The sequence below is a fragment of the Burkholderia sp. SIMBA_051 genome (assembly GCF_046534915.1).
Taxonomy (GTDB): domain Bacteria; phylum Pseudomonadota; class Gammaproteobacteria; order Burkholderiales; family Burkholderiaceae; genus Burkholderia; species Burkholderia ambifaria.
In genome coordinates, this window is record NZ_JAWRXS010000006.1 from 354,165 (window position 1) to 380,730 (window position 26,566).

Consider the following 26,566-nt stretch of genomic DNA (forward strand, 5'->3'; position numbering starts at 1 on the left):
GGCTCGGTCCGGGGCGGCGCGGTGCGGCGTCGCGCGGCCGTAGGCTCTCCAGCTTATCGGCCCGCTACCTCATCGGCGCGCTAGCCCGTGGGCCCGCTAAGCCCGGCGGGTCGCCCGCCCGCAGCCGCCAGCCCGCAGCCGCCAGCCCGCAGCCCGCAGCCCGCAGCCCGCAGCCCGCCAGCCCGCCAGCCCGCCAGCCCGCCAGCCCGCAGCCCGTCAGCCCGTCAGCCCGTCAGCCCCTCAGTCCCTCAGTCCCTCAGTCCCTCAGTCCCTCAGCCCATCAGCCCATCAGCCCATCAGCCCATCAGCCCATCAGCCCATCAGCGCCCGTCCGTGCGCATCAAGCCGGCCGTTCGAAGCCCGATTCGACCCAGCGCGCGGCGCTGGCCTTGTTGAGCTTGAACCCGGCGGACACCTTCGCGTCTGCCAGCAGCTCGCCGTACGGGTCGAACGCCTTCAGTTGCGCATACGGCTCGAACTCGTCCGGCACGATGTCGAGCGTCACCGACACATCCTGCCCGTCGTCGCCCTGGACCGTCACTTCCTTGTGCAGCATCGCGCGGCGCTGCTGCTCGTGACGCATCAGCACCTCGGTCGCGGTCTTCACCAGCGTGCGGAACGCGTTCGCGTCCATCGGCTTCGGGTTCTTCTTGTCGCGGCCCATCGTCCACGGGCCGACCAGCGCGGGCTCGGCTTCGCCGTCCTTGATCATCTCGACGGCCCAGCCGTCGTCGTCCTCGTTCTTGATGATGCGGGCGGTCCAGCCGTTGTCGTGCCAGAGGCCGTCCTGGTGGATGGCGGTGTCGTCGGATTGCAGATCGGATTCGGTCATGGAGGAAGCGCGGCGAACGGGCGGGCGCGCGGCCAGGAGCGGCGCGCTGCCCGCGGCCGGTCGCCCGGAGTGGCATGCAAAGGCCGCAATTTTACCCTGCGGGCCGTCCGTGCGGCCCGCGCCGCCCGCAATGTCGGCCATTCGGCCGACTCAGCCTGCCGCCGAATGGCCGGACCGACGCAAATATCAAACTCGTATTACGTTCCCGCAGGCCAATCTATACAGCGTCCGATATCCCGGCCGCGCGCCGCTTCCTAGAATGACGTTCGAGATAAAAATATCTCGCACGTCATTCAACGCCGATCCGGCCGCGCACGCATTCCGCGCTGCGCGGCCCGGCGAACCTTCTGGAATTGCGCATGGGGAAATTCAGTATTCGCACTGTTTTCGCGTACGACTGGCCGCTGACGCTCGCGGGCATGGAGCACATTGCCGGCGACGCGTGCGCGATCGATCTCGTCGGCGTCTCACGGACCCCGGACGAACTGGTCGACGCGCTCGGCCGCATCGACTGCGACATCGTGCTGGTCGACTATGCGATCGGCCAGGACGCGCGGATGGACGGCCTCGCGCTGTTCGACTGGCTGCGCCGCTCGCGCCCGAACGTTGGCATCGTCGCGCTGGTCGGGAACGAGAATCCGGTGATCTTCCGCTCGATCCTCGCGCAAGGCGGCGCGAGCCTGGTCAGCAAGTTCGACGACGTCGGGCACATCGTCACCGCGATCCATTCGAGCTACAGCGGCGGGCGCTACCTGTCGCCGCTCGTGCGGCGCGCGCTCGAGGCGCTCGCCGAACACGACCAGCCGCCGGTGAAGCTGTCGACGCGCGAAATCGAGGTGATTCGCCTCTATCTGGCCGGCGTGCCGATCAAGACGATTGCGCAGCGGCTGAACAAGGGGAAGCAGACGGTCAGCGCGCAGAAGATCAGCGCGATGAAGAAACTCGGCGTGACCAACGACATCGAGCTGGTCCAGCGGGCGGCCGGGCTGGGGTTCGGCGGCGGCGGGAGCGCGAGCCAGCCGGTCGGCGCGGGGTAAGCGCGAAAGCGGTGCGGGCTGGGCAGGGCCGGCACCGCGGGGGCGCCAGGCCGTCAGGGGGAACCGCTGGGAATCGCCGGAACCTGCTGAATCGACGGAATCGCCCGGAATCGACCGAATCGACGGAACCGCCGAAATCGCCGAAATCGCCGAAATCGCCGAAATCGCCGAAATCGCCGAAATCGCCGAAATCGCCGAAATCGCCGGAATCGCCGGAATCGCCGGAATCGCCGAAATCGCCCGCTTCCACCCCCCTCAGGCCGGCAATGCGAATCGCGTGACCGCGTCGCGCAGCGCTTCGGCCTGATCGCGCAGCGAATGCGCGGCCGCCGCGGCCTGCTCGACGAGCGCCGCGTTCTGCTGCGTGACCTGATCCATCTCGCCCACCGCGCGGTTGACCTGCTCGATCCCCGCGCTCTGCTCGCGCGACGCATGGCTGATCTCGTCGAGGATTTCGTTCACGCGCCGCACCGACTGCACGATCTCGGCCATCGTCTCGCCCGCGTGCGTGACGAGCGTCGCGCCGTGCTCGACGGTTTCGTTCGACGACACGATCAGCGACTTGATCTCCTTCGCGGCCGTCGCCGAGCGTTGCGCGAGCGAGCGCACCTCGGCGGCGACCACCGCGAAGCCGCGGCCCTGTTCGCCGGCGCGCGCCGCCTCGACCGCCGCGTTCAGCGCGAGGATGTTGGTCTGGAACGCGATCCCGTCGATCACGCCGATGATGTCGCCGATCTTGTGCGAGCGGTCGGTGATTTCGTTCATCGTGCGCACGACATTGTCGACCACCTCGCTGCCGCGCGACGCGACCTGCGCGGCCTGGTCGGCAAGCGTCGCGGCCTGGGCCGCGCTGTCCGCGTTCTGCTTCACGTTCGCGGTCATCTGGTCCATGCTCGACGCGGTCTGCACCAGCGCGGCTGCCTGCTCCTCGGTGCGCTGCGACAGGTCGGTGTTGCCCGACGCGATCTCGCCCGCGCCGACGTTGATGTTTTCCGTGCCCATCCGCACGCGCGACACCATGTCGATCAACCCGCTCTGCATCGTATGCAGTGCATGCATCAGGCTGCCCCGGTCGTCACGTTTGACGTTCACGCGCGCGGTCAGGTCGCCCTGGGCGATACGCTGCGCGGCGTCGAGCGCGACCTCGAGCTCGCCGCCGAGGTTCGCGCGCACGCTTTTCAGCACCATCACCATCACGACGGTCGCGATTGCGCCGAGCACGGCCGTCATCGCGAGCCAGCGGCCGACGCTCGCGAGCACCGCCGAACGCACGTCGTCCATGTACATGCCGGTCACGAGATACCAGTCCCACGGCGCGAAGCGCTGCACCGCGCTGGTCTTGTCCTGCGGCTTGTCGGCGCCCGGCTTCGGCCACAGATACTCGACGAAGCCCTTGCCGCCTTCCGCGTTGCCGGCCTTCACGATCTCGACGAACAGGTGCTTGCCGTTTGGATCCGCGAAATTCGACACGTCCTTGCCGTTGAGTTCGGCCTTGATCGGATGCATTACGATCACCGGCTTCGAGTCGTTGACCGAGATATAGCCGTCGGTGCCGTGGCGCATCGCGGCGATCGCCTCGAGCGCCTTCTGCTTCGCGTCGGCCTCCGGCAACGCGTTCTGTTGCGACAGCTTGTAGTAGTGGTCGGTCACGCTCGTCGCCTGCGCGACCAGCGACGCCAGCTGGTCGCGGCGGTCCGTGATCATCGACGCGCGCGTCTGCCACGCGCCGATGCCGGCGATCACGAGCAGGCCGAGCCACAGAATGACGATCATCGAGGCGAGTTTCTGATTCAGGGAAAGGGTGCGCATGGGTAAGTGAGGTCGGTCGATCGAACAAGCGCGCCGTAACGGCGTGACGGGATAAGTCTTTGACGGCACGCCACGCGCATGACCGTAGGCGGGAAATCCCTTAGAAACGGCAGCCGCTCGATACCAGCGAGCGCGGTGCGGTCATCTATGCATATACATATTCCCCGTCGCTATACTGTCGGGCGATGACGGTGGCGTGTCGTGCCCGATGGTCGGGCTCGGGCCGCGGCGTCGAACGAACCTGAAAGGAGGCAACGGATGCGAATTCTGGTGGTGGGCGCCGGCGCGGTCGGCGGATACTTCGGCGGCCGGCTCGCGGCGGCGGGGCGCGACGTGACGTTCCTGGTGCGCGACGGCCGCGCGGCCGCGCTCGCGCGCGACGGGCTCGTGATCCGCAGCCCGCGCGGCGACCTGACGCTCGCGAACGTGCAGACGGTGCGCGCGGGCGATACGGCCGCGCCGTTCGACCTGGTGCTGCTGAGCTGCAAGGCCTACAGCCTCGACGATGCGATCGCGTCGTTCGCGCCGTTCGTCGGGCCGTCGACGCTGATCCTGCCGATGCTCAACGGGATGCGCCATCTCGACGTGCTGCGCGACCGGTTCGGCGCCGCGCAGGTGCTGGGCGGCCTGTGCGTGATCGCGGCGACGCTCGATCGCGAGCAGCGGATCGTGCATCTGAACGATACGCACGGGCTGTCGTTCGGCGAACTTGCCGGCGGCGAATCGGCGCGGGTGCGCGCGCTGGCCGACGTACTCGGCGGCGCTGGCTTCGATGCGACGCTCAGCGACGACATCGCCGCCCGGATGTGGGACAAGTGGGTGTTCCTCGCGACGCTCGCGGCAAGCACGTCGCTGTTTCGCGGGTCGGTCGGCGACATTCTCGCCGCGCCGGACGGCCGCCGTCTGCTCGAGACGATGCTCGACGAATGCAGCGCGATCGCCGCGCACAATGGTTACCGGCCCGATCCGGCCGCGATCGAGCGGATGCAGCGGATGGTGCTGACGCCATCGCCGCTGACCGCGTCGATGCTGCGCGATGTCGAGAACCGCGCGCGGGTCGAAGCCGACCACGTGATCGGCGACCTGCTCGCGCGCCGTGACCCGCAGGCGGCGGATGCGTTGTCGCTGCTGCGCATCGCCTACAACCACCTGAAGACGTACGAAGTGCGCGTCGCACGGGAAAGCGCGGCTGCGTCGTCGCGGTAGCCGTCGGCGTCGAGCCGCATTGCCGGATCCGCACGGCGGCGGTTCGTTGCCGCCGCCGGCCGGCACACATTGCGCGCTGCACAATTTTGCCGTCCGGCGCCGTTTGCGGCCGCAAACCGCAAAAAAGTATCGAAAATCAGGCGTAAAGTTGGTGGAGCCGCGCGCGCGATCGACCTACATTGCTTTCCATGCGACCGGTCGCGATGCAGAACGGCCCGGCCAGCGACACATGGGAATGGAGACGCCAGGATGATGCACCCCGATCTGGAAGTGGTCGAAGTGCGACGCGACGAGTCGTTCAAGGTCTGGTCGCACGGCTATCCGTATCGCACGATCCGCTGGCATTTTCATCCCGAATTCGAACTGCACCTGATCGTCGCGACGCGCGGCAAGTATTTCGTCGGCGACCATATCGGCTCGTTCGGCCCGGGCCATCTCGTGCTGCTCGGCCCGAACCTGCCGCACAACTGGGTCAGCGACATGGCGGAAGGCGAAACCGTCGAGCGCCGCAACCTGGTGATCCAGTTCGATCCGTCGTTCGTGCGGCGCTGCATGGACGCGTTTCCCGAATGCCGCGACGCGCAGGCGCTGCTCGACGACGCGCGGCGCGGCGTCGGCTTCGATGACGCCACGAGCGCGGCGATCGCGCCGCTGTTCGACGAGCTGCTGGGCGCGCGCGGCATGCGCCGCATCGCGCTGTTCATGACGATCCTCGAGCGGCTGTGCGGCGCGGCGCAACGCACGCTGCTCGCGAGCCCCGCCTACGACCAGGCGCACGTGACGCCCACGCGGCTCAGCCACGCGCTGTCGTACATCGGCAAGAACCTCGCGTCGGAGCTGCGCGAATCGGATCTCGCGCAACTGACCGGGCAGAGCGTCAGCGCGTTCTCGCGCGCGTTCCACCGTCATACGGGCATGCCGTTCGTCCAGTACGTGAACCGCCTGCGCATCGAATCCGCGTGCCAGATGCTGCTCGCCGACGACGCGAACATCACCGACATCTGCTTCCAGGCCGGCTTCAACAACGTGTCCAACTTCAACCGCCAGTTCCGCGCGGTGAAGGGGATGGCGCCGTCCGAGTTTCGCGCGCTCCAGCGCCTGAACGCGCGCAGCCGCGAACTCGCGCTGCACGCCGCGCCCACCGGCAACCCGATGCCGCCGCGCGTGGTGACACCCATCGCGCCCGGGCTCGTACCGCAGCCCGGATGATCGCCGGGCGCTCGCCCGACCTTTTCTCGCCGTTTTACCCAGCCAATCGCGCCGTTCGCGTCGCGAGGGGCTCGCTCACCCACGAAAAAGCTGCACACACAACCGGAGACACCGTCATGACGCACGCATCGCCTACCGCATTGCCCGCTTCTTCCCCGCGCCGCGGCGCCCGCCTCGCGGCCCTCGTCACGCTCGCCGTCGCGGCCGTGCTGCCGGCCGTCGCGCATGCCGCGCCGCTGCGCATCGGCATGACGTTCCAGGAGCTGAACAACCCGTATTTCGTGACGATGCAGAAGGCGCTGAACGATGCGGCCGCATCGATCGGCGCGCAGGTCGTCGTCACCGACGCGCATCACGACGTCAGCAAGCAGGTGAGCGACGTCGAGGACATGCTGCAGAAGAAGATCGACATCCTGCTCGTGAACCCGACCGACTCGACCGGCATCCAGTCCGCGATCACGCAGGCGAAGAAGGCCGGCGCGGTGGTCGTGGCCGTCGATGCGAACGCGAACGGCCCGGTCGATTCGTTCGTCGGCTCGAAGAACTACGACGCCGGCGTGATGTCGTGCGAATACCTCGCGAAGGCGATCGGCGGCAGCGGCGAGGTGGCGATCCTCGACGGCATTCCGGTCGTGCCGATTCTCGAACGCGTGCGCGGCTGCAAGGCCGGGCTCGCGAAATTCCCGAACGTGAAGCTCGTCGACACGCAGAACGGCAAGCAGGAGCGCGCGACCGCGCTGTCGGTGACCGAAAACATGATCTCCGCGCATCCGAACCTGAAGGGCATCTTCAGCGTGAACGACGGCGGCTCGATGGGCGCGCTGGCTGCGATCGAGGGTTCCGGCAAGGACATCAAGCTGACGAGCGTCGACGGCGCGCCCGAGGCGATCGCCGCGATCCAGAAGCCGAACTCGAAGTTCATCGAGACGACCGCGCAGTTTCCGGCCGACCAGGTGCGCATCGCGCTCGGCATCGCGATCGCGCGCAAGTGGGGCGCGACGGTGCCGAAGGCGATTCCGGTCGACGTGAAGGTCGTCGATCGCGGCAACGCGAAGGGATTCAGCTGGTGAGCGACGTGCGACGCGACGTGAAGGGCGGCGGCGCGGCCGGCGCCCTTCGCATGGAGAAGCCGATGGACACGATACTGAAGCTCAGCCACATCACGAAAAGCTTTCCGGGCGTGAAGGCGCTGTCGGACATTCATCTCGAGATCGCGCGCGGCGAGATTCACGCGCTGCTCGGCGAGAACGGCGCCGGCAAGTCGACGCTGATGAAGATCCTCTGCGGGATCCATCAGCCGGATGCGGGCACGATCGAGATCGACGGCACCGCGCGGCATTTCACGAATTATCACGACGCGGTCGCGGCCGGTGTCGGCATCGTGTTCCAGGAATTCAGCCTGATTCCGCACCTCGATGCCGTCGACAACCTGTTCCTCGGCCGTGAGCTGCGTACGCGCTGGGGCGTGCGCGACCGCGCGCGGATGCGCCGCGCGGCGGCCGGCATCTTCGCGCGGCTCGGCGTGTCGATCGATCTCGATGCGCCGTTGCGCACGCTGTCGGTCGCGCAGCAGCAATTCGTCGAGATCGGCAAGGCGCTGTCGCTCGATGCGCGCATCCTGATCCTCGACGAGCCGACCGCCACGCTCACGCCGGCCGAGGCCGAACATCTGTTCGCGATCATGCGCGAGCTGAAGCGGCAGGGCGTCGCGATGATCTTCATCTCGCACCATCTCGACGAAATCTTCGCCGTGTGCGATCGCATCACGGTGTTGCGCGATGGCCAGTATGTCGCGACGACCGACGTCGCGCGCACGGACGTCGAGCAGCTGGTCCGGATGATGGTCGGCCGCCGGCTCGAGAGCAGCTTTCCGCCGAAGCCGGTGCGGGCGGCCGATGCGCCGGCCGTGCTCGAAGTCGACGCGCTGCAGATCGAACGCGACGGCCCGGTGAACCGCTTCGCGCTGCATGCGGGCGAGATCCTCGGTTTCGCCGGCCTCGTCGGCTCGGGCCGCACCGAGACCGCGCTCGCGGTGATCGGTGCGACGCGCGCGCATCGCAAGACGGTGCGCGTGCGCGGCACGCCGGCGAAGCTTGCCGATCCGGCCGACGCGCTGCGCGCGGGCATCGGCATCCTGCCGGAAAGCCGCAAGACGGAAGGGCTCGTCACGTCGTTTTCGATTCGCGACAACATCTCGTTGAACAACCTCGGCAAGTACCGGTCGATGCGCTGGCTGATCGACCGCCGCGGCGAGGCCCGCACGACGCACGACGTAATGCGGCGCGTCGGCGTGAAGGCGCCGTCGATCCATACCGAGGTGGCCACGCTGTCCGGCGGCAACCAGCAGAAGGTCGTGATCGCGCGCTGGCTGAACCATCACGCGAGCGTGCTGATCTTCGACGAGCCGACGCGCGGCATCGACGTCGGCGCCAAAGCGGAAATCTACGGGCTGATGCGCGAACTCACCGCGCGCGGCTACGCCATCATCATGATCTCGTCCGAACTGCCGGAGATCGTCGGCATGTGCGATCGCGTCGCCGTGTTCCGGCAGGGCCGCATCGAGGCGACGCTCGAAGGCGACGAGATCGATCCCGATACGGTCATGACCCATGCCACGGCCGGCACGCGAGGAGCGACCCATGAACCTGCATGAATCTTCTTCCACGCCTTCCACGACGCTCGCGGCGGCTGCCGTCGATGCGCCGCCGCCGCGCGCGATGTGGACGCAGTTGCGGCGCTCGACGCTGTTCTATCCGCTCGTCGGGCTGATCGTCGTGTGCATCGCGATGATGATCGCGAGCCCGAGCTTCCTGTCCGCGGCGAACCTGGAAAACGTGCTGCGCCAGGTCTCGATCAACGCAATCATCGCGGTCGGCATGACCTGCGTGATTCTCACGGGCGGGATCGACCTGTCAGTCGGCTCGGTGATGGCGTTGTCCGGCACGCTCGCGGCCGGGCTGATGGTGGCCGGCGTCAACGCCGTCGCCGCGCTCGCGATCGGTATCGCGGTGGGCTTCGGGTTCGGCTTCCTGAACGGCGTGTTCGTCGCGTTCGCGGGGATGCCGCCGATCATCGTCACGCTCGCGACGATGGGCATCGCGCGCGGCCTCGCGCTCATCTATACGGGCGGCTATCCGATCGACGGGCTGCCCGACTGGGTCGCGTTCTTCGGCAGCGGCAAGGTGCTCGGTATCCAGGCGCCCGTGCTGATCATGCTGATCGTCTATGCGATCGCGTGGCTGCTGCTCGATCGGATGCCGTTCGGCCGCTATGTGTATGCGATCGGCGGCAACGAGCAGGCGACGCGGCTGACCGGCGTGCGCGTTGCGCGCGTGAAGCTGATCGTCTATACGCTGGCCGGGCTCACGTCCGCGCTCGCGGCGATCGTGCTGACCGGACGCCTGATGAGCGGCCAGCCGAACGCGGGCGTGGGCTTCGAACTCGATGCGATCGCGGCCGTCGTGATGGGCGGCACGTCGATCTCGGGCGGACGCGGCGCGATTCTCGGCACGCTCGTCGGTGCGCTGCTGCTCGGCGTGCTCAACAACGGACTGAACATGATCGGCGTGAACCCGTATGTGCAGAACGTGATCAAGGGCGGAATCATCCTGCTCGCGATCTATATCAGCCGCGAACGATCGCGGTAACCGGATATTCATCAGAAATCCGAATCATCACTAACGGAAGAGACAACTCATGACGACACCCGAAGCCCAGCCGCACATGACCGCGGTGGTTTGCCACGGCCCCGAGGATTACCGCGTCGAACAGGTCGCGAAGCCGCATGCGGGCGCGAACGAACTCGTGATCCGCATCGCCGCGTGCGGGATCTGCGCGAGCGACTGCAAGTGCTATACCGGCGCGAAGATGTTCTGGGGCGGCCCGAACCCTTGGGTGAAGGCGCCTGTGATTCCCGGCCATGAATTCTTCGGCTACGTGGAAGCGCTCGGCGACGGCGCGGCGGAGCATTTCGGCGTCGCGCTGGGCGACCGCGTGATCGCCGAGCAGATCGTGCCGTGCGGCAAGTGCCGCTACTGCAAGTCGGGCCAGTACTGGATGTGCGAGGTGCACAACATCTTCGGTTTCCAGCGCGAAGTTGCCGACGGCGGGATGGCCGAGTACATGCGCATTCCACCGACCGCGATCGTTCACAAGATTCCGCTCGGCGTGTCGCTGGAGGATGCCGCGATCATCGAGCCGCTGTCGTGCGCGATCCATACCGTGAACCGGGGCGACATCCAGCTCGACGATGTCGTCGTGATTGCCGGCGCAGGCCCGCTCGGACTGATGATGACGCAGGTCGCGCACCTGAAGACGCCGAAGAAGCTCGTCGTGATCGACCTGCTCGACGAACGGCTCGACCTCGCGCGGCAATACGGCGCCGACGTGACGATCAACCCGACGCGCGACGATGCGCGCGAGATCGTCCGCGCGCTGACCGACGGCTACGGCTGCGACGTGTACATCGAGACGACCGGCGCGCCGGTCGGCGTGAACCAGGGGCTGGAACTGATCCGCAAGCTCGGCCGCTTCGTCGAATTCAGCGTATTCGGCGAGGACACGACCGCCGACTGGTCGATCATCGGCGATCGCAAGGAGCTCGACGTGCGCGGCGCGCACCTGGGGCCGTACTGTTATCCGATCGCGATCGATCTGCTCGCGCGCGGGCTCGTCACGTCGAAGGGCATCGTCACGCACGGCTTCGCGCTGGAGGACTGGGACGACGCGATCCGCGTCGCGAAATCGCCCGAATCGATCAAGGTGCTGCTGAAGCCGGCCCGTTGAAGGCCGGCGCGTGCGCCTCACCGGAGACATCATGGAATACGTCATAGGCGTCGACATCGGCACGCAGAGTACCAAGGCGCTGCTTGTCGACCGGCACGGCACGATCGTCGCGCGGCGCTCGGCCGCCTACCAGCCCGATACGCCGCGCCCGCTGTGGGCCGAGCAGTGGCCGCAGGTGTGGTTCGACGCGGTGCTCGACTGCATCGCGGGCTGCGTGAGCGGCGCGCGCGCGCACGGCGTGCCGGCCGATGCGATCCGCGCAGTGTGCGTGAGCAGCCTGTACGGCGGCTCCGGCGTGCCGGTCGACAGCGACATGCGGCCGCTCCATCCGTGCCTGATCTGGATGGACCGGCGCGCGACCGCGGAAGTCGACTGGGTGAACGCCAACGTGAACGTCGAGCGGCTGCGCGCGATCACCGGCAACGGCGTCGACAGCTACTACGGGTTCACCAAGATGCTGTGGCTGCGCGAACAGCGCCCGGACGTGTGGGCGAACGTGCGCTACTTCCTGCCGCCGAATGCCTACGTGATCTACCTGCTGACCGGCGAGGTCGCGGTCGATCACAGTTCGGCCGGCAACATCGGCGGCGTGTATGACGTCGCGCGCCGCGAGTGGTCCGACGACGCGCTCGACATGCTCGGCATCCCCGCGACGATGATGCCCGAGCGGCTGGTCCAGTCGACCGATATCGTCGGCGGGCTGCTGTCGCAATGGACGGAGCAGCTCGGCTTGCCGGCCGGCACGCCGGTCGTCGCGGGCGGTGTCGACGCGGCCGTCGCGACCTTCGCGGCCGGCGCGACGCGCGGCGGGCAGCATGTCGCGATGATCGGTACCAGCATGTGCTGGGGCTACGTGAACCAGCACGTCGATGCGCGGCACGGGCTCGTCAGCATGCCGCACGTGTTCAACGGGCAGCGCGACCTTTACGTGTTCGGTGGCGCGATCACGGCCGGCGCGTCGGTCGCGTGGTTTCGCGACCAGTTCTGTCACGCGGAGATCGATGCGGCGCGGTTGCTGCCGCACGGCGATCCGCACGTGCTGCTCGAGCAGGCGGCCGAGAGCGTGCCGCCCGGCGCGGATGGCGTGCTGTTCCTGCCGTACCTGATGGGCGAACGCAGCCCCGTGTGGGATGCGCAGGCGAGCGGCGCGTTCGTCGGGCTGAGTCTCGCGCATACGCGTGCGCACCTGTATCGCGCCGTGCTCGAAGGCGTCGCGTTCGCGCTGCGGCACAACATCGAGGCCGGCCGGCGCGGCACGGTGGCGCTGGACGACCGGTTGATCGTCGTCGGCGGGGCCGCGCATTCGGCGCTGTGGATGCAGATCATCGCGGACGTGACGGGTTTTCCGGTATGGACGATCGAGCAGGAAGTCGAAGCCGCGATGGGTGCGGCGCTGCTCGCGGGCGTCGGGGTGGGGCTCGTGTCGCACGACGACGCGCAGGGCGGCTGGGTCACGCTCGTCGAACGCGCACGGCCCGATGCGGCGCGCGCGAATGCGTATGCGGCGCGTTTCGCGCTCTATACGGCGCTGTATCCGGCACTCAAACCGATCATGCACGCACTGCGCACGTCATCATGAAGATGCGATTCGATTTCAGCGGTTCACGGGTGCTCGTCACCGGCGCGTCGAGCGGGATCGGGCGCGCATGCGCGATTGCGCTGGCGCATGCGGGCGCACGGGTCGTCGCGGCGGGGCGCGATGCGGCCGCGCTCGACGTGCTGGCGGGCGAAATTGCCTGCGAGACCTTGCGCGTCGATATCGGCGGCGATGAACAGGCGATCGATGCGGCGCTTGCCGCGTACGACGCGTTCGATGCGCTCGTCAATTGCGCGGGCATCGCATCGCTCGAGCCGGCGCTCGAGATCAGCGCCGAGCACTTCGATCGCGTGATGGCCGTCAATGCGCGTGGCGCTGCGCTCGTCGCACGGGCCGTCGCGCGGAAGATGATCGCGCGCGACGGGCGCGGCGCCGTGCGTGCGCGGGGCAGCATCGTCAACGTATCGAGCCAGGCCGCGCTCGTCGGCTTGCCCGAGCATCTGAGCTATTGCGCGTCGAAGGCGGCGCTTGACGCGATTACGCGTGTGCTGTGCATCGAACTCGGCGCGCACGGGATTCGTGTGAACAGTGTGAACCCGACCGTCACGCTGACGCCGATGGCGCAATTCGCGTGGAGCGAACCGGAAAAGCGCGCGCCGATGCTCGCGGCGATTCCGCTCGGGCGCTTCGCGGAGCCGGACGAAGTGGTCGAGCCGATCCTGTTCCTGCTGAGCGACGCGGCGTCGATGATCAGCGGGGTGTCGCTGGCGATCGATGGCGGGTATACGGCGCGGTAGCGGGCGCTCGGGTGACGCTGGGCGACAGAGGGGTTGCCGTTCGTCGTCGCGATGTCGTCGCACGTCGTCGCGCATGCCGGCACAGGCCGCATGACATGATGCGGCCGAATGCGCTGCGCGGGTCGATGCCGCCTACACCGGATCCTTGCTCGGCGGCCCGTCGGGCTGCTGCGGGTTGTCGTGCGGATGTCCCGGCGGCGGTGGCGACAACGGGTCGTCTTCCGGATCGCGGTTCGGATCGGCCGGGGGCTCGGGCATCGGGGTCGTGTGGTCCATGGAGCGCTCGTGCAATGCGTGACGACGGTGGCGCGGCGGGCGCGCCTCGTCTTCGTTATAGGCAATCGGGCGAGCGTTTGCAGCGGGATTCTCACGGCGGCATCCCGATTGCCGGCGATAGTCGAGTGTCTGCAGGTATCGCGCCCGGATCTCGCGGTGGCACGTATGGGCAATGCGCTGCGCGGCCGGCGCGCGCCGGTCTCAGCGCAGATCCGCCGGCGTATCGACGTCGCGCAGGATGCCGGGATCGTCGACGTCGAGCAGGTTCACCGGCGCGCTGGCGAACAGCGCGCGGGCGCCCGTATCGCCGTCGAGCGCGGCGAGTGCATCGTAATGGTGCGCGGCGAAACCGACCGGATGGCCGCGCACGCCACGATGCATGGGGGCGACGATCGACGCGTCGTCGGCGTCGAGCGCGCGAGTGAGCACTTCGTAGGTGGACGCCGCGATCCACGGCATATCGCCGAGCGCGACCAGCCAGCCGGTCGCTTCGGGCGTCGTGCGGACACCGACCGCGAGGCTCGCGCCCATGCCGCGCATCGCGTCGGGCGCGTAGACGACCTGGCAGCCGGCTTCGTTCAGCAGAATCGCGAGTTTTTCGGCGCCGGGGCGCACGACGGCGATCACGTCCGCCGTGGCAGCCGCGAGACGACGGGCGGCCGCGACCGCAACCGGCGTGCCGTCGGGAAGCAGCGCGAGCAGCTTGCTGTGCAGACCGCTTGGATCGAAGCGTTGACCGAGACCGCCGGCGAGCAGGACGCCGGTGGCGAGTGACGCATAGGACATCGGCGCGGGGGGAGGAAGGCAGGTGGGCCGATTGTGCGGGAGTGGGCGGGGATCGGCAAGTGCCGATGTTACCGACAACGTGCGCATTGCCGCCGGAAAGAATGTCCGCGGGCTGTTTTGTCGAGCGGGGTTTTCTCGACAGGGCTGGATAGGGCGAGCGATTCGCTTTGCATCACGACGCAATGGCGGTCGTAGCGCTGCCAATGCCACCCTTCGCATGGGTAATGCGTGAACCGGTATGGGGCGGCGTGTCGATCGGTAGCTGACGGTTTCGCGCGAGCGTCGCGATCGGTTCGGTCAGACGAATCGCTTGTCGACCGCAGACCGGCTCCGTCGGTGTCGTGATTCGGCCGACGGGTGGATGACGGTCACCAAAGCGTCTTCACGTGCGCATACGCACGAATCTTTTCGTCCCGGGTGACGAGCGGCGCGCCGAGCCGCCGCGCGGTGGCGACGATCATGCGGTCGGCCGGATCCTTGTGAAACGTGCCGGGCAGGGCGGTGGACTTCGCGGCGATGTCGGCATCGACGGGCACGAAGCGCATGCCGTCGATTTGCGCGACCGTCGCGAGCCACGCATCGACGTCCATCGTCAGCGCGAGGCGTTCGTTGCGCACGAGCATCGCGATTTCCCATGCGGAGATCGCGGAAGCCGCGAGCGCGCCCTCGCCGCGCGCGCGATCGATCGCGCTGCGGGCCTTCTTGCTGAGCGACGGATCGCCCGCCACCCACCACACCAATGCATGCGTATCCAGCACGATCACCGCGACGCCTCCCAATCATCTTCCGCAATCGGATCGAGAGGATTGTCGTAGCGCATGACCGAGCCGCGCAATATGTCCAATGGCTGGGCTTCGGGCGCGTGGTACGGCCGGATTTCGAGCGTCGGCTTGCCGTGGTCGGTGACGATGAGGCTCTCGCCCGACGCCTCGACGAGCCGGAAGTATTCGAGTGCGCGAGCCTTGAATTCGGATTTCGATACGGGAGCGTGCGGCATCATGATATGAGCATGGTCATTTGACGATGGTCATTTTAGAACGGCGTGGCGACCTGATGCAAGCGACGGGCGGGACGCGATCGACAGCGCGAACGCATTACCCCCTACGCATCCGCCCACTTCCGCAACAGGTTGTGATAAATCCCCGTCAACGCAATGACCACCGGATCCTTCGCGCCTTTTTCCGCAGACAACGCCTGAATCTGCGTATCGAGCTGAAACAGCAGCGTGCGGTCCCCATCGTCGCGCACCATGCTCTGAATCCAGAAGAACGACGCAACGCGTTCGCCACGGGTAACAGGCGTCACGTGATGCAGGCTCGACGCCGGATACAGCACGAGATCGCCGGCCGGCAGCTTCGCGCGATGCACGCCGTACGTATCTTCCACGCACAGCTCGCCGCCGTCGTACGCATCGGGCTCCTCGAGAAACAGCGTCGCCGACAGATCGCTGCGCACGCGGAAATCCGTGCCGCGCAGCAGCCGGATCGCGTTGTCCACATGCGTGCCGAACGTCTCGCCGCCTGCATAACGATTGAACAGCGGCGGAAACACCTTCAGCGGCAACGCTGCGGAAAAGAACAGCGCATGGCGCGCGAGCGCATCCTGGATCGCATCACCGACCGCACGTGCGACCGGCGATCCTTCCGGCAACTGCCGGTTGCGTTTCGCGAGCGCCGACTGCGCGCCGGACGTCGCATTGCCGTCGACCCAGTGGGCAGCATCGAGCAGCTCGCGGCATTGAGCGACCTGTGCGTTGGTCAGCACGCCGGGGATATGAAGCATCATGATTCGAATTCCATGCCGTGAGACGGCAGCCGCCGCGCCGCCGCGCGCAACGCCGCGAGCGGCGACGACGCAAGATACGCACGCATCTTCGCGACGAACGCCGGCGTAGCGGTGGCCGGCACGCGCGCGAGCCAGACGAGTGCGTCGTCGATGCGCCCGCGCTCGGCGAGCAGCCGCGCATAGTTGAACTGGCCGCGGAAGTCGCCGGCCTCGGCGGCGCGGCGATAGTGATCTAACGCGGTGTCGACATCGGCGGGCACGACCCAGCCATCCTCGTAGAAGCCGCCGATCAGGTTGATCGACTTCGCATGGCCGAGCGCGGCCGCGCGGCGAAACCAGTCGAGCGCGTCGGCGCGGTTCTCGTCGATGCCGTTGCCGAGCGCGAGCGCCGTCGCGTAGTTGTACATGCCCCAGTCGAGCCCTGCCTGTGCGGCGAGCCGGTACCAATACACGGCCACCGGCGCGCACGCGGCCGTGCCCCAGCCGAACTCGTAGCAGCGCCCGAGCATGTTCATCGCCATCGGATGGCCGGCCCGCGCCGCATGCCCGAACCAGCCGAACGCGGCGCCCGGATCGCGCGCGACGCCGTGTCCGTCGAGCAGATACTGTCCGTAGACGGCCTGCGCGTCGACGATCCCGTGCTCGGCCGCCGCCGCGACCCACGCGGCGGCGCGCTCGGGCGGCCCGGCCAGGATGTCGGCGAACGCCCGCGGCGACACCGACGCGAGCGCCTTCAGCGAGACGGCTTCCATCGATCAGTAGCGCGCGTTCAGCGTGATGAACGCCGAGCGGCCCGGCGCGATCGACGCGTAGTGCGCCGGATACGCCTGATCGAAGTACGTGCGGTTGAACAGGTTGTTGACGTTCAACTGCAGGTCGAGCTTCTTGTTGATCCGGTACTGTGCCATCGCGTCGAAGCGCCAGTACGACGGCACCGCGCGCAGGTTCGCCGGATCGCCGAACACTTCCGACATGTAGAACGCGCCGCCGCCGACGGTGAACTTCGGCGTCACGTCGTAGTTCGACCACATCGTCAGGCTGTGCTTCGGGGTGTTCGGGAAGCGGTGGCCGTCGTTCGCGGCGTCCTTGCCGTTGTCGCGCAACTCGCTTTTCATGTACGTGTAGCCGCCGAACACCTGCCATTGCTTCGTGATCTGCCCGGCGACGCCAAGCTCGAGACCCTGCACGCGCTTGTTGCCGACCATCGCGTACTGGTTGTTCGGCAGCGTCACGCGCGCATTCGTCGTATCGATCTGGAACAGCGCGGCGGTGAGCGCGAGCTGGTCGTTCAGCACGTTCCACTTCGTGCCGAGCTCGATGCTGCGGTTCTTTTCGGGCGCCATCTGGTCGGCGTTCGGCCCGACGCCGCCGCGGCCCGGCGTGAGCGACTGCGTTTCGCTGCCTTCGCCGAGCAGCATGCCGGCCGGCGTCGACGACGTCGCATACGACGCGTAGATGCTGCCGTTTTGCGCGGGCTTGAACACGAGGCCGGCCTGCCAGTTGAAGAGCGTGTCGTCGCGCGTGTAGGTCTTGCCGCCGTTGGCCTTGGTGTCGGTAAAGCGGGTCGAGTAGTCGTCGACGCGCACGCCGGCGTTCACCTGCCAGCGCGGCGTGATCTCGATCGTGTCGAAGCCGTAGATCGATTTCGTCGTGGTGCGCGCATGCGCGTAATCGTTGTTGCGCGTGACCGAGCCGGCCCACGGATCGTTCGGGTTCGGCGACCAGAGGCTCGTGCAGTTGTAGCCCGATGCGGCGCCGATGCCCTTCTGGCAGATCTTGCCGGTGTCGGTCTCCACCGTGTACGAATCGCGCTTGCCCCATTCGCGCGACAGTTCGATGCCGGTCGTGAAACTGTGCTTGAACGGGCCGGTACGGAATTCGCCGAACAATTCGGTCAGGTTCGCGAGGCTGTTGATCGAGCTGTCGCGGTTGTTGTTGCGGCGCCAGACCTTGCCGTTCACCACGTTACCCTGGCTGTCGTCGGGCTGCGTCCAGATGTAGTCCTGCGTCGATTCCGTATAGCGCGTGGTGTTGCGCACCGTCAGCCCCGGCGTGATGTCGTGCTCGATCCTGATCGTGCTGATGTCGGACGTGGTCTTGCGGAAGTCGCGGTCGATCAGGCCGTAGAAGTTGTGGCGGTCGACGGGCGCCGGATAGATCGTGTCGACGTTCGCGGGCTTGTTCGACGTCGTGTAGAAGTACGGAATGCCGCCGTCGGGCATGTCGTCGGTCGACAGGTGGTAGTAGCTCGCGGTCACGCGCGTCGGCGTGCCGAGACCGAAGGCGATCGACGGCGCGACGCCCCAGCGCTCGTTGTTGACGACGTCGCGGCCGGCGACGTCGTTGTTGTGGCTCATCAGGTTCAGGCGGAACGCGGCGTGATCGGCGAACTGCCAGTTGCCGTCGGCCGTGAAGCGGCGATAGCGGTCGGTGCCGAGGCCCGCGCTCGCGGCGGCCGTCGTGCCGAGGTGCGGGGCCTTGGTGATCAGGTTGATGCTGCCGCCCGCGCCGCCGCGGCCGCCGTACGCGCCGTCGGAACCCTTGGTGATCTCGACGCGCTCGGTGTTGAAGATCTCGCGGGTGGTCGCGCCCGTGTCGCGCATCCCGTCGACGAACATGCTGCCCTGCGAGTCGTAGCCGCGGATGAACGGACGATCGCCGAGCGGGTTGCCGCCTTCGCCCGCGCCGAACGTGATGCCGGGCACGGTGCGCAGCGCTTCGGTCAGCGTCGCCGCACCGCTGTTCTGAATCAGTTCCTGTGGGATCACGGTCACCGACTTCGGCGTGTCGACGAGCGGCGCGGTGAATTTCGCGGAGGCGGAAAAGTCGGCCTTGTAGCTGTGCTCGGTCTTGCCCTGGATCTCGATCGGTGCGAGGTGGCCTTCGGTGCTGACCGGGGCGGGCGGCGGCGTGCCGTCGGCGAACGCGGGGCTCGCGGCGAGCACGCTGCACAGGGTGGTGAATTTGCCGAGCTTCAACTCGTCAGGACGGGACTTCATGGTGCGCTTCGACCTCGCGGTGTGGCCCGGGAACGGCGCGTTACGCAAACGTGCATGCTGCCCGGAATTATTACGATTTGTTTTCAGCCGGGCATTCTATGTAATTTTCAGGTGAATGAGAAGCGTTCTTGTTCGCATTTGCGGGGAGAACGTTGACGAATGTCACGGAGGCCGGCGGGGTTTGCTGGGCGGGGAAGATGGCCGAATGGCCGAATGTGCAGGGCATGTCGACCGGGCTACAGTGGTTGCATTTTTCATTCGTCCATCGTGACAGCAAGGTGATAACATGACTGCATTGAAAGCAATTGTGGCGGGGTGCATCATGCCGGTGATTACCGTTCGAAATTTGCCCGACGAGGTGCATCGAGCGCTTCGCATCCGTGCGGCGCAACATGGTCGGAGTACCGAAGCGGAGGTGCGCGCCATCCTCGAGGAAGCCGTTCGGCCCACCGGGCGGGCGAAGCTGGGGTCGCTGCTGGCCGAAATCGGGCGGGAGGCGGGCGGTGTCGATTTCGAGAATCCGCGCGAGAGCTCGCCAACCGATCCAATGAGCTTCGAATGATCCTCGTCGATACCAACGTCATTTCCGAGCCGCTGCGGCGCGAGCCGAGTGCGGCCGTGATCGAATGGCTCGATGCGCAGAATGTCGAGACGCTGTTTCTTGCCGCGATCAGTCTCGCGGAAATGCGTTTCGGCGTGGCCGCGTTGCCGGAAGGGCGAAGGCGGGACTGGCTGCACCAAAGCATCGAGCAGCGCGTCGTGCCGCTGTTTCGCGGCCGGATCCTGCCGTTCGACGATGCGGCCAGTAAAGCCTATGCGAGCCTTCGCGCGAAGGCTCGGGCCACGGGCAACGCGATGGCGTCTGCCGATGGATTTATCGCTGCAACAGCCGCGGCGAACGGCTTGATCGTGGCGACGCGTGACGTCGCGCCGTTCGAAGCGGCGGGCTTGCGCGTGATCGATCCGTGGGCCGGGTAACGCCGTGCCGGCCGCTCGCGCATTACCCGCGCCGAAAATGAAAACGCGCCGTGCAAGGCGGCGCGTCGTGCGTCATGTCGGCGCGCGGCCCCTGAATTGAAGCGATCAAGGGCGGCCGCGCGGCATTGGTTGAGGTTCAATCGATCCCGTGAAACACCGCATCCTCCGGCCCAAGGTACGCCGGCGGGCGCCATGTCGCGTCGCGCATCGAGTGCTGGACGAGATTCTCGACACCGAGCAGCACCGCGAAGATCGCCATCCGCACCGGAATGCCGTTGTCGGTCTGCCGGAAAATCGCGAGACGCGGGTCGCGGTTCAGGTCGACCGACAGGTCGTTCGCGCCGGGCCGGCTGTCGCGCGGCAGCGGGTGCATGATCAGCGTGTCGGGTTTGCACACGGAATCGACGAGTGCCTGGTTGATCTGGAAATCCGGCGTATAGCCTTCGAACGACTCGTCGGTGAAGCGCTCCTTCTGGATCCGCGTCGCGTAGACGACATCCGCGCCGCGCAGCCCGGCCGCGAGGTCGTTGGTCTGCTCGATCGCGTGGCCGTTCGTCGCGATCTGCTCGATGATGTACGCCGGCATTTCGAGCGTCGGTGGCGATACGAGCGTGAACTTCAGCCCGCGGTACAGCGCGAGCAGCTTGACGAGCGAGTGCACAGTGCGGCCGTATTTCAGGTCGCCGACGAGCGCGATGTGCGCGCCGTCGACGATCTTGCCGAGTCGCGAGAATTCGCGCTGGATCGTATAGAGGTCCAGCAGCGCCTGGCTCGGATGTTCGCCCGGGCCGTCGCCGCCGTTGATCACCGGCAGGTTGGTCGCGCGGGCGAATTCGGCAACCGAGCCTTTCTCCGGGTGGCGGATCACGAGTGCATCGACATAGCCGGCCATCACGCGGCTCGTGTCGTAGATCGATTCGCCCTTGGCCATCGACGAGAACGTGAAGCCGGTCGTGTCGCATACCGAGCCGCCCAGCCGGCAGAAGGCCGCGCCGAACGACACGCGGGTGCGCGTGCTGGCTTCGAAGAACAGATTGCCGAGCACGGCGCCTTCGAGCACGCGCGAAATCTTGTGGCGGCGCGCGATCGGCTGCATCACGTCGGCGACGCGGAACAGCGCTTCGACGGAATCGCGCGAGAACTGGTCTACCGAGATCAGCTGCGGCTTGCCTTCGAACAGGAATTGCTTCGAGAGCCCTTGTTTGTCTACGCTTTGCGTATATTCGCCACCGTCCGGGGCCGAGCGTTCGACGATTTCCGATACGAAGCGCTCGACGATCTCGGGCATTCCGCGCGATTCCTGCGAGTCGTCGGGTAATAGCCACGTATCGAGCGCGCGACGGCTTACGCCGATGCGATTCGCGAACGCCTCGCGGGTCATGTTGAGGCGGCGCATCGCGTCGCGCAGGAAGGCTTGCTGGGGAACGGTCATCGGCAGCACCTGATGGAAAATGTACGCGGTGCGTATATTAGTTTGCGAGCCGGCGAAGTCAAGGAAAATCTGCGCGCTACCGCTGTGTGGCCCGCATGACAGCGGCTGGAGCCACTACTGGCGTGCGGCGGCCGTCTCCGTATAATCAGGTCAGGCCCCGTGTCCTGCGCGCCGCAGGGCGCCACGCCGCATACGATTCGCCCGGTCGGGCTTGTTGATTCGAAGGAGAATGAGAATGACGCGTACGATTGCTGCAGTGCTGCTGGTGGTGACTGCCGCGCTCGCCGGTTGCAATACCGTTGCGGGTGTGGGGCAGGACATTTCGAAGGGTGGCCAGGCGATCAGCGACTCGGCTGAAAAGGCGAAGTAAGCCACCGGGTTCCGGAATGCAGAAGGCGCCGGGCCGTCCCGCGATTGCGGGGCGGCCCGGCGCCTTTTTTCGTGGTTTGCGATGCGGGCGGACGCGGCGTCAGGCGCTTTCCACGAATGCGTAGCGGCCGTCGATCTTGCGGGGCGTGAACCAGCCGAAGTCGGGGAACATCCGGTTGCGGACGAACCAGACGTAGCCCATCAGGATGACCGTCACCCCGAGGCTCGGCAGCGCCGACGACGGATCGTGTGCGAGATCGGCGATGGTCTTCGGCAGCTGCAGCAGCGAAAGCGCGATGAACGCGTGATACGCGCCGACGCGATGGGTCGCGAAGCCCCAGATGAACAGCAGCGACAGCGGCACGGTCAGCACGAGGAACAGCACCGCAAGGCCGTTGCCGAGCATGCCGGTGTCGCCGGATTCGCTGGCGGCGGCCGCGATGAAATAGCCGAGTGCGAGGCTGATCACCAACTGCGCGATGCCGAGCCCGATCAGGATCCAGGTGTGCACCTTGTTCTTTTTGCACAGCTCGGGGTCGGGCCGCGACGCGATCAGGCGTGCGAGTACTTGATCCTTTAGGCCCTGTCCGGCCAGCTCGGCCAGCACGTCGGCCTTCCTTGCGCCCGCGGACAGCAGCGCGGCGATTCTCGTTCTGGCTTCCTTCTTGTTCATGGCGATGCGAATTATTGTTCGATGGTTGTCAAATGGCCCGGCCCCGCGAATATTGCATCTTGCGCGACGGTGCGCAACGGTTTTGCCGCGCGCGGACACATTCCTACAGTCGTCGCTCGTGCGGATCAATCGCTGGCGGTCGACGTGGATGCCGCCGGCCCCGTCGGCAACGTCGACCGGGCGTCCGTTTCGCGTGGTGGCGGTTCACGTCGCCGCGTCGCACCGACCAGCATCCCCGTGACGACCAGCGCGATGCCGAGCAGCCGCGTGCCGCCGAGCGTCTCGCCGAACAGCGCGACGGCGAACAGCACGGCCGAGACCGGCGCGACCGCCGTGAACAGCGCGGCTTCGGTGCCGCTCGTGCGGGCCGAGCCCGCATACCAGCAGAGATAGCCGAGCACGGTCGGGATCAGCGCGTAGTACGCGATCGCCGATACCGCGCCGACCGTCCAGCCGGTCGCCAGCGCGTGCCATTCGAACGCGGCCGGCACCAGCGCGAGCATGAAGCCGAGGCCCGACATCGCCGTCGACAGCGCGAGCGGCGGCAACGGCGTCGACAGCCGCCGGTTGAGAAGGATGAACACGGCTTCGCATGCGACGGCGGCCAGCACCAGCGCGTCGCCGGCGAGCGTCCGCAGCGACGGCATGGCCTGGCCGGGCGCGAACGTGACGAACAGCACGCCGGCGGTGGCGAGCGCGGCCGCGCCCCAGTCGCGCGGCGTCTGCCGCTCGCGCAGCACGAGCGCCGCGATCAGCGTCGACATCGCCGGCAGCGTGCCGAGCATCACGCCGGCATCGATCGGCGACGACAGCTTCGTGCCGCTGATCAGCAGCACGGTATAGCCGACTCCGCCCGCCGCCGCCTGGACCACCAGCAGGACGGCGTCGCGCGCGCAGATACGCGGCCATCGCATTCGCTGCGCCCGCATCAGCGCGTACAGCAGCGGGGTCGCGATCACGAAGCGCAGCGCGGTGGCCGCGAACGGCGGCAGGCCGCCGGCCGCGAGACGGCTCGCGATGACGGTGCTGCCGACGCCCGCCATCGCGGCGGCGAGATAGAGATAGCCGATCAGTCGTGTCTTCATGCGCCGCATCGTGCCGTGCGGTGGCGCGGGCGTCTTGAACGAAATTGCAGGGAGGCTGGCGGGGGGGAGGGCGCGGGGTGGGGGGCTGCGTCTACGGTCTCGCGGTGGGCGGTCACGCAGACATCGAGCGCTGCCGCTGGGGAATGCCGCGAAATGGGAGCTATCCGTGCCGCGTTGCATCGTGCCATGCCATGCCATGCCATGCCATGCCATGCCGGGCCGGGCCGTGCCGTGCCGCGCCGCATCGTGCCGTGCCATGCCGTGCCGCGCCGCGCCGCAGCCAGCATCGCCCCGTAACCGTTCCCTCGGGACAACCAACCCCGTCAGCCGGCCTGCATGAATCGCCCCGGCGTGATGCCGAACTGGCGCGCGAATGCGCGCGTCAGATGGCTCTGGTCGGCGAATCCGGCTTCGGCCGCGGCATCCGCGATCGGACGGCCGCTTGCAAGCAGCGCACGAGCCAGTCGCGTGCGCGATTGCAGCAGATACGCGTGCGGCGTGATGCCGAGCTCGCGCGCGAACCCGCGCAGCAGTTGGAAACGGCTCACGCCGCTCAGGCCGGCCAGTTCGGCAAGCGAAACGGGTGCGGCGGGCGCCGCATCGAGCCGCTCGCGGGCCATGCGGATCGCCGGCGCGACGCCGGCGGCCGGCAGCGCGCGGTTCGAATGCCGCGCGAGCAGCCCGGCAACCAGCGTCACGAGGGCCTCGTCGCGGGCGAGCGGCAGTATTTCCCCCGCGACGATCCGCGCATGCAACCGGCCGAAGGCTGCGGCGAGCCGTGCGTCGCGCACGGCCGGATGCGTGAGCTCGACGCCTTCAAGACCTTCTTCGCTCGCGACCGCCGCCACCAGCGCGGGCGCGAGGTACAGCATCCGCCAGCGCCGGCCCGTGCCCGCATCGATCGGCATCCCGTCGTGCATTTCGCCCGGATTGACCATGATCGCGTCGCCGGCCAGCGCGTCGACGTGCCCGCGGCCGCTCCACGACCGATGCGCGCCGCTGACGATCACGCCGACCCCGAATTCGTCATGCGCGTGCCGCGGAAACGCGCGATCGGACTCGAGGCTGATCGCCTCGATTCCTTCGTCGGTCCGTCGGTAGTGGGTGATGCGATGCATGTACGCTCCTTGCGCCGGCAGCGGCGCGGGTCACGTGCACTCTAGCGCGTTCCGGCGCCGCGCGCCCTTCATCCTTTTGGCCGATACCGCGCGGCGCGCGCAGCCCGCACCATGTGCACATGAGCAGCGTACATGGCCCGCCGGGCCTGAAGCTGCGCGGGAGACGGCAGGTGGAACGACAGGATCCGGTATTCATTCAGGTTGGCGCGCTCGCGGACGGTTTCGCGCCGGACGCTAACATCCTCGCACCCGTGAACGCACTCGCCGGGCGCTCGCTGGCCCTCGGCGACGCAGCCGGCGCATGGCGCGTCTATACGTTCGAGGCGGGCGCGCTGCAATGGCGCGACGCGGCGACCGATACGGGCGGCCGCGCACCGTGCCGCGTGACGCGGTTGCGCGACGCGCTGTACTTCGTCGATTACATCGATCCGGCAGCACGCGCGACGTCGGTCAGCCTCGTGATCGACGTCGGCAACGGCGTGTGGACGTCGGTGGTCGGCACGCTGCCGACCGAGGCCGACACGCATATCGACGCGTTCACGCGCGTCGCCCGCGGGCTGCAGCTCACGGGCGTCGACGCGGCGTTCCGGCACGGCACGCTCGGCGGCCACGCGCAGCCGGGCCCGCTGCACGGCCCCACGCGCGAACTGATCGGCAAGCGGACGATGTATCGCTACAGCCCGACCGAATGCTACGAGCACATCTACCTGAACGAGAACTTCTACGCATGGCAATGCCTGCAGGGCGTCGAAGACGGGCTCGCCGACGTGGACCGCTGCCATTACTTCAGGATCGCCGATGAACTGTATCTGTTCGTGTGGCGCGAGAAGGTGGTGCCGACGCTCGGCGTCGTGCTGATCGACCTCGCGCAACGCAAGACCGACGGCAAGATCTTCGGCTATCAGGGCGGCGATTTCGGCACGCTGTCGAACTTCCCGGTCGGCGCGCATGCGCAGGTACTGAACGAAACCGTGCATCCGCTCGGCGGCGGGGCGCAGCGATGAACCCCGTGCCGGGCAGCGGCCGCCTGCGTGCCGATTTCAGCGGACGAGTCGTGCTGGTCACGGGCGCCGCGCAGGGAATCGGCGCCGCGATCGCGCGTCGTTTCGCGCAATCCGATGCGTTCGTCGCGCTCGCCGATCTCAACGCCGATGCGGCTGCCGCGCAGGCAGACGCGCTCGTCTGCATGGGCGGCGAGGCGCGCGCGTATCGCGTCGACGCCGCGAGTCGCGATGAACTCTGTGCACTCGTCGCGGCGGTCGAACGCGATGGCGGCCGGCTCGACGTCGTCGTCCACAACGCCGCGTATTTTCCGCTCACGCCGTTTGCGCAGATCGACGAGCCGACGCTCGCGCAGACGCTGTCGGTCAACCTGTCGGCGCTGTTCTGGCTCGCGCAGGCCGCGCTGCCGGCGTTCGAGCGCGTGGGGGCGGGGCGGCTGCTCACCACGTCGTCGGTGACTGGGCCGCGCGTCGTCTATCCGGGGCTCGCGCACTACGCGGCGTCGAAGGCCGGCGTGAACGGCTTCATCCGCGCGGCGGCGCTTGAACTCGCGCGCCGCAACGTGACGGTCAACGGCGTCGAGCCGGGAATGATCCGCACGCCGGCGGCCGGCAATCTCGGCGATGCGTCGGTCGCCGCCCAGATCGCGCGCGACATTCCGCTCGCGCGGATGGGCGAGCCGGAGGACATCGCGAATGCGATGCTGTTTCTCGCGTCGGCCGACGCGGCGTACATCACCGGGCAGACGATCGTCGTCGATGGCGGCGCGACGTTGCCCGAGAGCGGGGTCGTGCTGGGGGACGCGTAACGCGAGCGTCGACGATGGCGCGATTGCGGCCGTCGCGCGGGCC

Annotated in this window: 27 protein-coding genes; 14 read left to right on the plus strand and 13 right to left on the minus strand. The window is 67.6% G+C overall.

Annotated features, from left to right (window positions below):
- Window positions 1-340: 340 nt before the first annotated feature.
- Window positions 341-832: a hypothetical protein gene (locus SB771_RS17245; RefSeq protein ID WP_011659197.1), complete on the minus strand. Its 492-nt coding sequence runs from the start codon at window positions 830-832 to the stop codon at window positions 341-343.
- 359 nt (window positions 833-1,191) lie between these two features.
- Between SB771_RS17245 and SB771_RS17250 the strand changes: the two genes are divergently transcribed.
- Window positions 1,192-1,869, plus strand: a complete 678-nt coding sequence (locus SB771_RS17250) for a response regulator transcription factor (RefSeq protein WP_175658956.1) — start codon at window positions 1,192-1,194, stop codon at window positions 1,867-1,869.
- A gap of 255 nt (window positions 1,870-2,124) precedes the next feature.
- Here the strand turns inward: SB771_RS17250 and SB771_RS17255 are convergent, their stop codons facing one another.
- A complete protein-coding gene (locus tag SB771_RS17255; protein WP_175658957.1) occupies window positions 2,125-3,678 on the minus strand; it encodes a methyl-accepting chemotaxis protein in 1,554 nt (517 codons plus the stop codon).
- A gap of 258 nt (window positions 3,679-3,936) precedes the next feature.
- Here SB771_RS17255 and panE point away from each other — a divergent pair, with 258 nt between their 5' ends.
- From panE to SB771_RS17295, 8 genes are all read left to right on the plus strand, one after another.
- Window positions 3,937-4,884 (plus strand): 2-dehydropantoate 2-reductase, encoded by a 948-nt coding sequence (gene panE, locus SB771_RS17260; RefSeq protein WP_126225713.1) that lies wholly within the window; start codon window positions 3,937-3,939, stop codon window positions 4,882-4,884.
- Between the two features lie 249 nt (window positions 4,885-5,133).
- Window positions 5,134-6,093 (plus strand): AraC family transcriptional regulator, encoded by a 960-nt coding sequence (locus tag SB771_RS17265; RefSeq protein WP_175658958.1) that lies wholly within the window; start codon window positions 5,134-5,136, stop codon window positions 6,091-6,093.
- Between the two features lie 116 nt (window positions 6,094-6,209).
- Complete coding sequence (locus tag SB771_RS17270; protein WP_165753467.1) at window positions 6,210-7,163, plus strand: substrate-binding domain-containing protein; 954 nt, start codon at window positions 6,210-6,212, stop codon at window positions 7,161-7,163.
- A 62-nt stretch (window positions 7,164-7,225) separates the two neighbouring features.
- Window positions 7,226-8,746, plus strand: coding sequence for a sugar ABC transporter ATP-binding protein (locus SB771_RS17275; protein WP_175659734.1), 1,521 nt, complete (start codon window positions 7,226-7,228; stop codon window positions 8,744-8,746).
- Window positions 8,733-9,740: an ABC transporter permease gene (locus SB771_RS17280; protein ID WP_175658959.1), complete on the plus strand. Its 1,008-nt coding sequence runs from the start codon at window positions 8,733-8,735 to the stop codon at window positions 9,738-9,740. Before SB771_RS17275 ends, SB771_RS17280 begins: the two co-directional genes overlap by 14 nt.
- Window positions 9,741-9,789: 49 nt before the next feature.
- Complete coding sequence (locus SB771_RS17285) at window positions 9,790-10,878, plus strand: alcohol dehydrogenase catalytic domain-containing protein (protein ID WP_175658960.1); 1,089 nt, start codon at window positions 9,790-9,792, stop codon at window positions 10,876-10,878.
- A gap of 31 nt (window positions 10,879-10,909) precedes the next feature.
- Window positions 10,910-12,457 (plus strand): FGGY-family carbohydrate kinase, encoded by a 1,548-nt coding sequence (locus SB771_RS17290; RefSeq protein WP_175658961.1) that lies wholly within the window; start codon window positions 10,910-10,912, stop codon window positions 12,455-12,457.
- Window positions 12,454-13,212: an SDR family oxidoreductase gene (locus SB771_RS17295; protein ID WP_175658962.1), complete on the plus strand. Its 759-nt coding sequence runs from the start codon at window positions 12,454-12,456 to the stop codon at window positions 13,210-13,212. Before SB771_RS17290 ends, SB771_RS17295 begins: the two co-directional genes overlap by 4 nt.
- 132 nt (window positions 13,213-13,344) lie before the next feature.
- On the opposite strand, the gene SB771_RS17300 is transcribed toward SB771_RS17295, so the two are convergent.
- The 7 genes from SB771_RS17300 to SB771_RS17330 all read right to left on the minus strand — a co-directional run bounded on the left by SB771_RS17300 (window position 13,345) and on the right by SB771_RS17330 (window position 19,058).
- Window positions 13,345-13,488, minus strand: coding sequence for a hypothetical protein (locus SB771_RS17300; RefSeq protein ID WP_006752960.1), 144 nt, complete (start codon window positions 13,486-13,488; stop codon window positions 13,345-13,347).
- Between the two features lie 201 nt (window positions 13,489-13,689).
- Entirely contained in the window at window positions 13,690-14,274 is a 585-nt protein-coding gene (locus SB771_RS17305; RefSeq protein WP_175658963.1) for an NTP transferase domain-containing protein, read from the minus strand.
- Window positions 14,275-14,642: 368 nt separating this feature from the next.
- Window positions 14,643-15,038, minus strand: coding sequence for a type II toxin-antitoxin system VapC family toxin (locus SB771_RS17310; protein ID WP_012366464.1), 396 nt, complete (start codon window positions 15,036-15,038; stop codon window positions 14,643-14,645).
- Window positions 15,035-15,274, minus strand: a complete 240-nt coding sequence (locus SB771_RS17315) for a type II toxin-antitoxin system Phd/YefM family antitoxin (RefSeq protein ID WP_105830428.1) — start codon at window positions 15,272-15,274, stop codon at window positions 15,035-15,037. Before SB771_RS17315 ends, SB771_RS17310 begins: the two co-directional genes overlap by 4 nt.
- A gap of 101 nt (window positions 15,275-15,375) precedes the next feature.
- Window positions 15,376-16,059 (minus strand): Fe2+-dependent dioxygenase, encoded by a 684-nt coding sequence (locus SB771_RS17320; RefSeq protein ID WP_175658964.1) that lies wholly within the window; start codon window positions 16,057-16,059, stop codon window positions 15,376-15,378.
- Window positions 16,056-16,811 (minus strand): tetratricopeptide repeat protein, encoded by a 756-nt coding sequence (locus SB771_RS17325; RefSeq protein ID WP_175658965.1) that lies wholly within the window; start codon window positions 16,809-16,811, stop codon window positions 16,056-16,058. The genes SB771_RS17320 and SB771_RS17325 overlap by 4 nt, the downstream gene beginning before the upstream one ends.
- A 3-nt stretch (window positions 16,812-16,814) precedes the next feature.
- Window positions 16,815-19,058 carry a TonB-dependent receptor gene (locus SB771_RS17330; RefSeq protein ID WP_175658966.1) on the minus strand — a complete coding sequence of 748 codons (2,244 nt, stop codon included), beginning with the start codon at window positions 19,056-19,058 and terminating at the stop codon, window positions 16,815-16,817.
- Window positions 19,059-19,380: 322 nt separating this feature from the next.
- Here SB771_RS17330 and SB771_RS17335 point away from each other — a divergent pair, with 322 nt between their 5' ends.
- Both SB771_RS17335 and SB771_RS17340 read left to right on the plus strand, forming a co-directional pair.
- On the plus strand, window positions 19,381-19,620 hold the full coding sequence (locus tag SB771_RS17335) for a FitA-like ribbon-helix-helix domain-containing protein (RefSeq protein ID WP_175659735.1): 240 nt from the start codon (window positions 19,381-19,383) through the stop codon (window positions 19,618-19,620).
- Complete coding sequence (locus SB771_RS17340) at window positions 19,617-20,036, plus strand: type II toxin-antitoxin system VapC family toxin (RefSeq protein ID WP_165753457.1); 420 nt, start codon at window positions 19,617-19,619, stop codon at window positions 20,034-20,036. Before SB771_RS17335 ends, SB771_RS17340 begins: the two co-directional genes overlap by 4 nt.
- Before the next feature lie 136 nt (window positions 20,037-20,172).
- Here SB771_RS17340 and SB771_RS17345 read toward each other — a convergent pair whose 3' ends face one another.
- Window positions 20,173-21,468: an aspartate carbamoyltransferase gene (locus tag SB771_RS17345; RefSeq protein WP_011659178.1), complete on the minus strand. Its 1,296-nt coding sequence runs from the start codon at window positions 21,466-21,468 to the stop codon at window positions 20,173-20,175.
- 235 nt (window positions 21,469-21,703) lie between these two features.
- On the opposite strand from SB771_RS17345, the gene SB771_RS17350 reads away from it, so the two are divergent.
- On the plus strand, window positions 21,704-21,838 hold the full coding sequence (locus SB771_RS17350; RefSeq protein WP_011659177.1) for an entericidin A/B family lipoprotein: 135 nt from the start codon (window positions 21,704-21,706) through the stop codon (window positions 21,836-21,838).
- Between the two features lie 99 nt (window positions 21,839-21,937).
- Here the strand turns inward: SB771_RS17350 and SB771_RS17355 are convergent, their stop codons facing one another.
- The 3 genes from SB771_RS17355 to SB771_RS17365 all read right to left on the minus strand — a co-directional run bounded on the left by SB771_RS17355 (window position 21,938) and on the right by SB771_RS17365 (window position 24,713).
- The gene (locus SB771_RS17355) at window positions 21,938-22,510 is read right to left on the minus strand and encodes a permease (RefSeq protein ID WP_175658967.1); all 573 of its coding nucleotides are present in this window, start codon (window positions 22,508-22,510) and stop codon (window positions 21,938-21,940) included.
- Between the two features lie 125 nt (window positions 22,511-22,635).
- Window positions 22,636-23,595: a DMT family transporter gene (locus tag SB771_RS17360; RefSeq protein ID WP_175658968.1), complete on the minus strand. Its 960-nt coding sequence runs from the start codon at window positions 23,593-23,595 to the stop codon at window positions 22,636-22,638.
- Between the two features lie 323 nt (window positions 23,596-23,918).
- Window positions 23,919-24,713, minus strand: a complete 795-nt coding sequence (locus SB771_RS17365) for a helix-turn-helix transcriptional regulator (protein ID WP_175658969.1) — start codon at window positions 24,711-24,713, stop codon at window positions 23,919-23,921.
- A gap of 170 nt (window positions 24,714-24,883) precedes the next feature.
- Between SB771_RS17365 and SB771_RS17370 the strand changes: the two genes are divergently transcribed.
- Entirely contained in the window at window positions 24,884-25,717 is an 834-nt protein-coding gene (locus tag SB771_RS17370) for a molybdenum cofactor biosynthesis F family protein (RefSeq protein ID WP_175659736.1), read from the plus strand.
- The gene (locus SB771_RS17375; RefSeq protein WP_175658970.1) at window positions 25,714-26,523 is read left to right on the plus strand and encodes an SDR family oxidoreductase; all 810 of its coding nucleotides are present in this window, start codon (window positions 25,714-25,716) and stop codon (window positions 26,521-26,523) included. Before SB771_RS17370 ends, SB771_RS17375 begins: the two co-directional genes overlap by 4 nt.
- Window positions 26,524-26,566 lie beyond the last annotated feature (43 nt).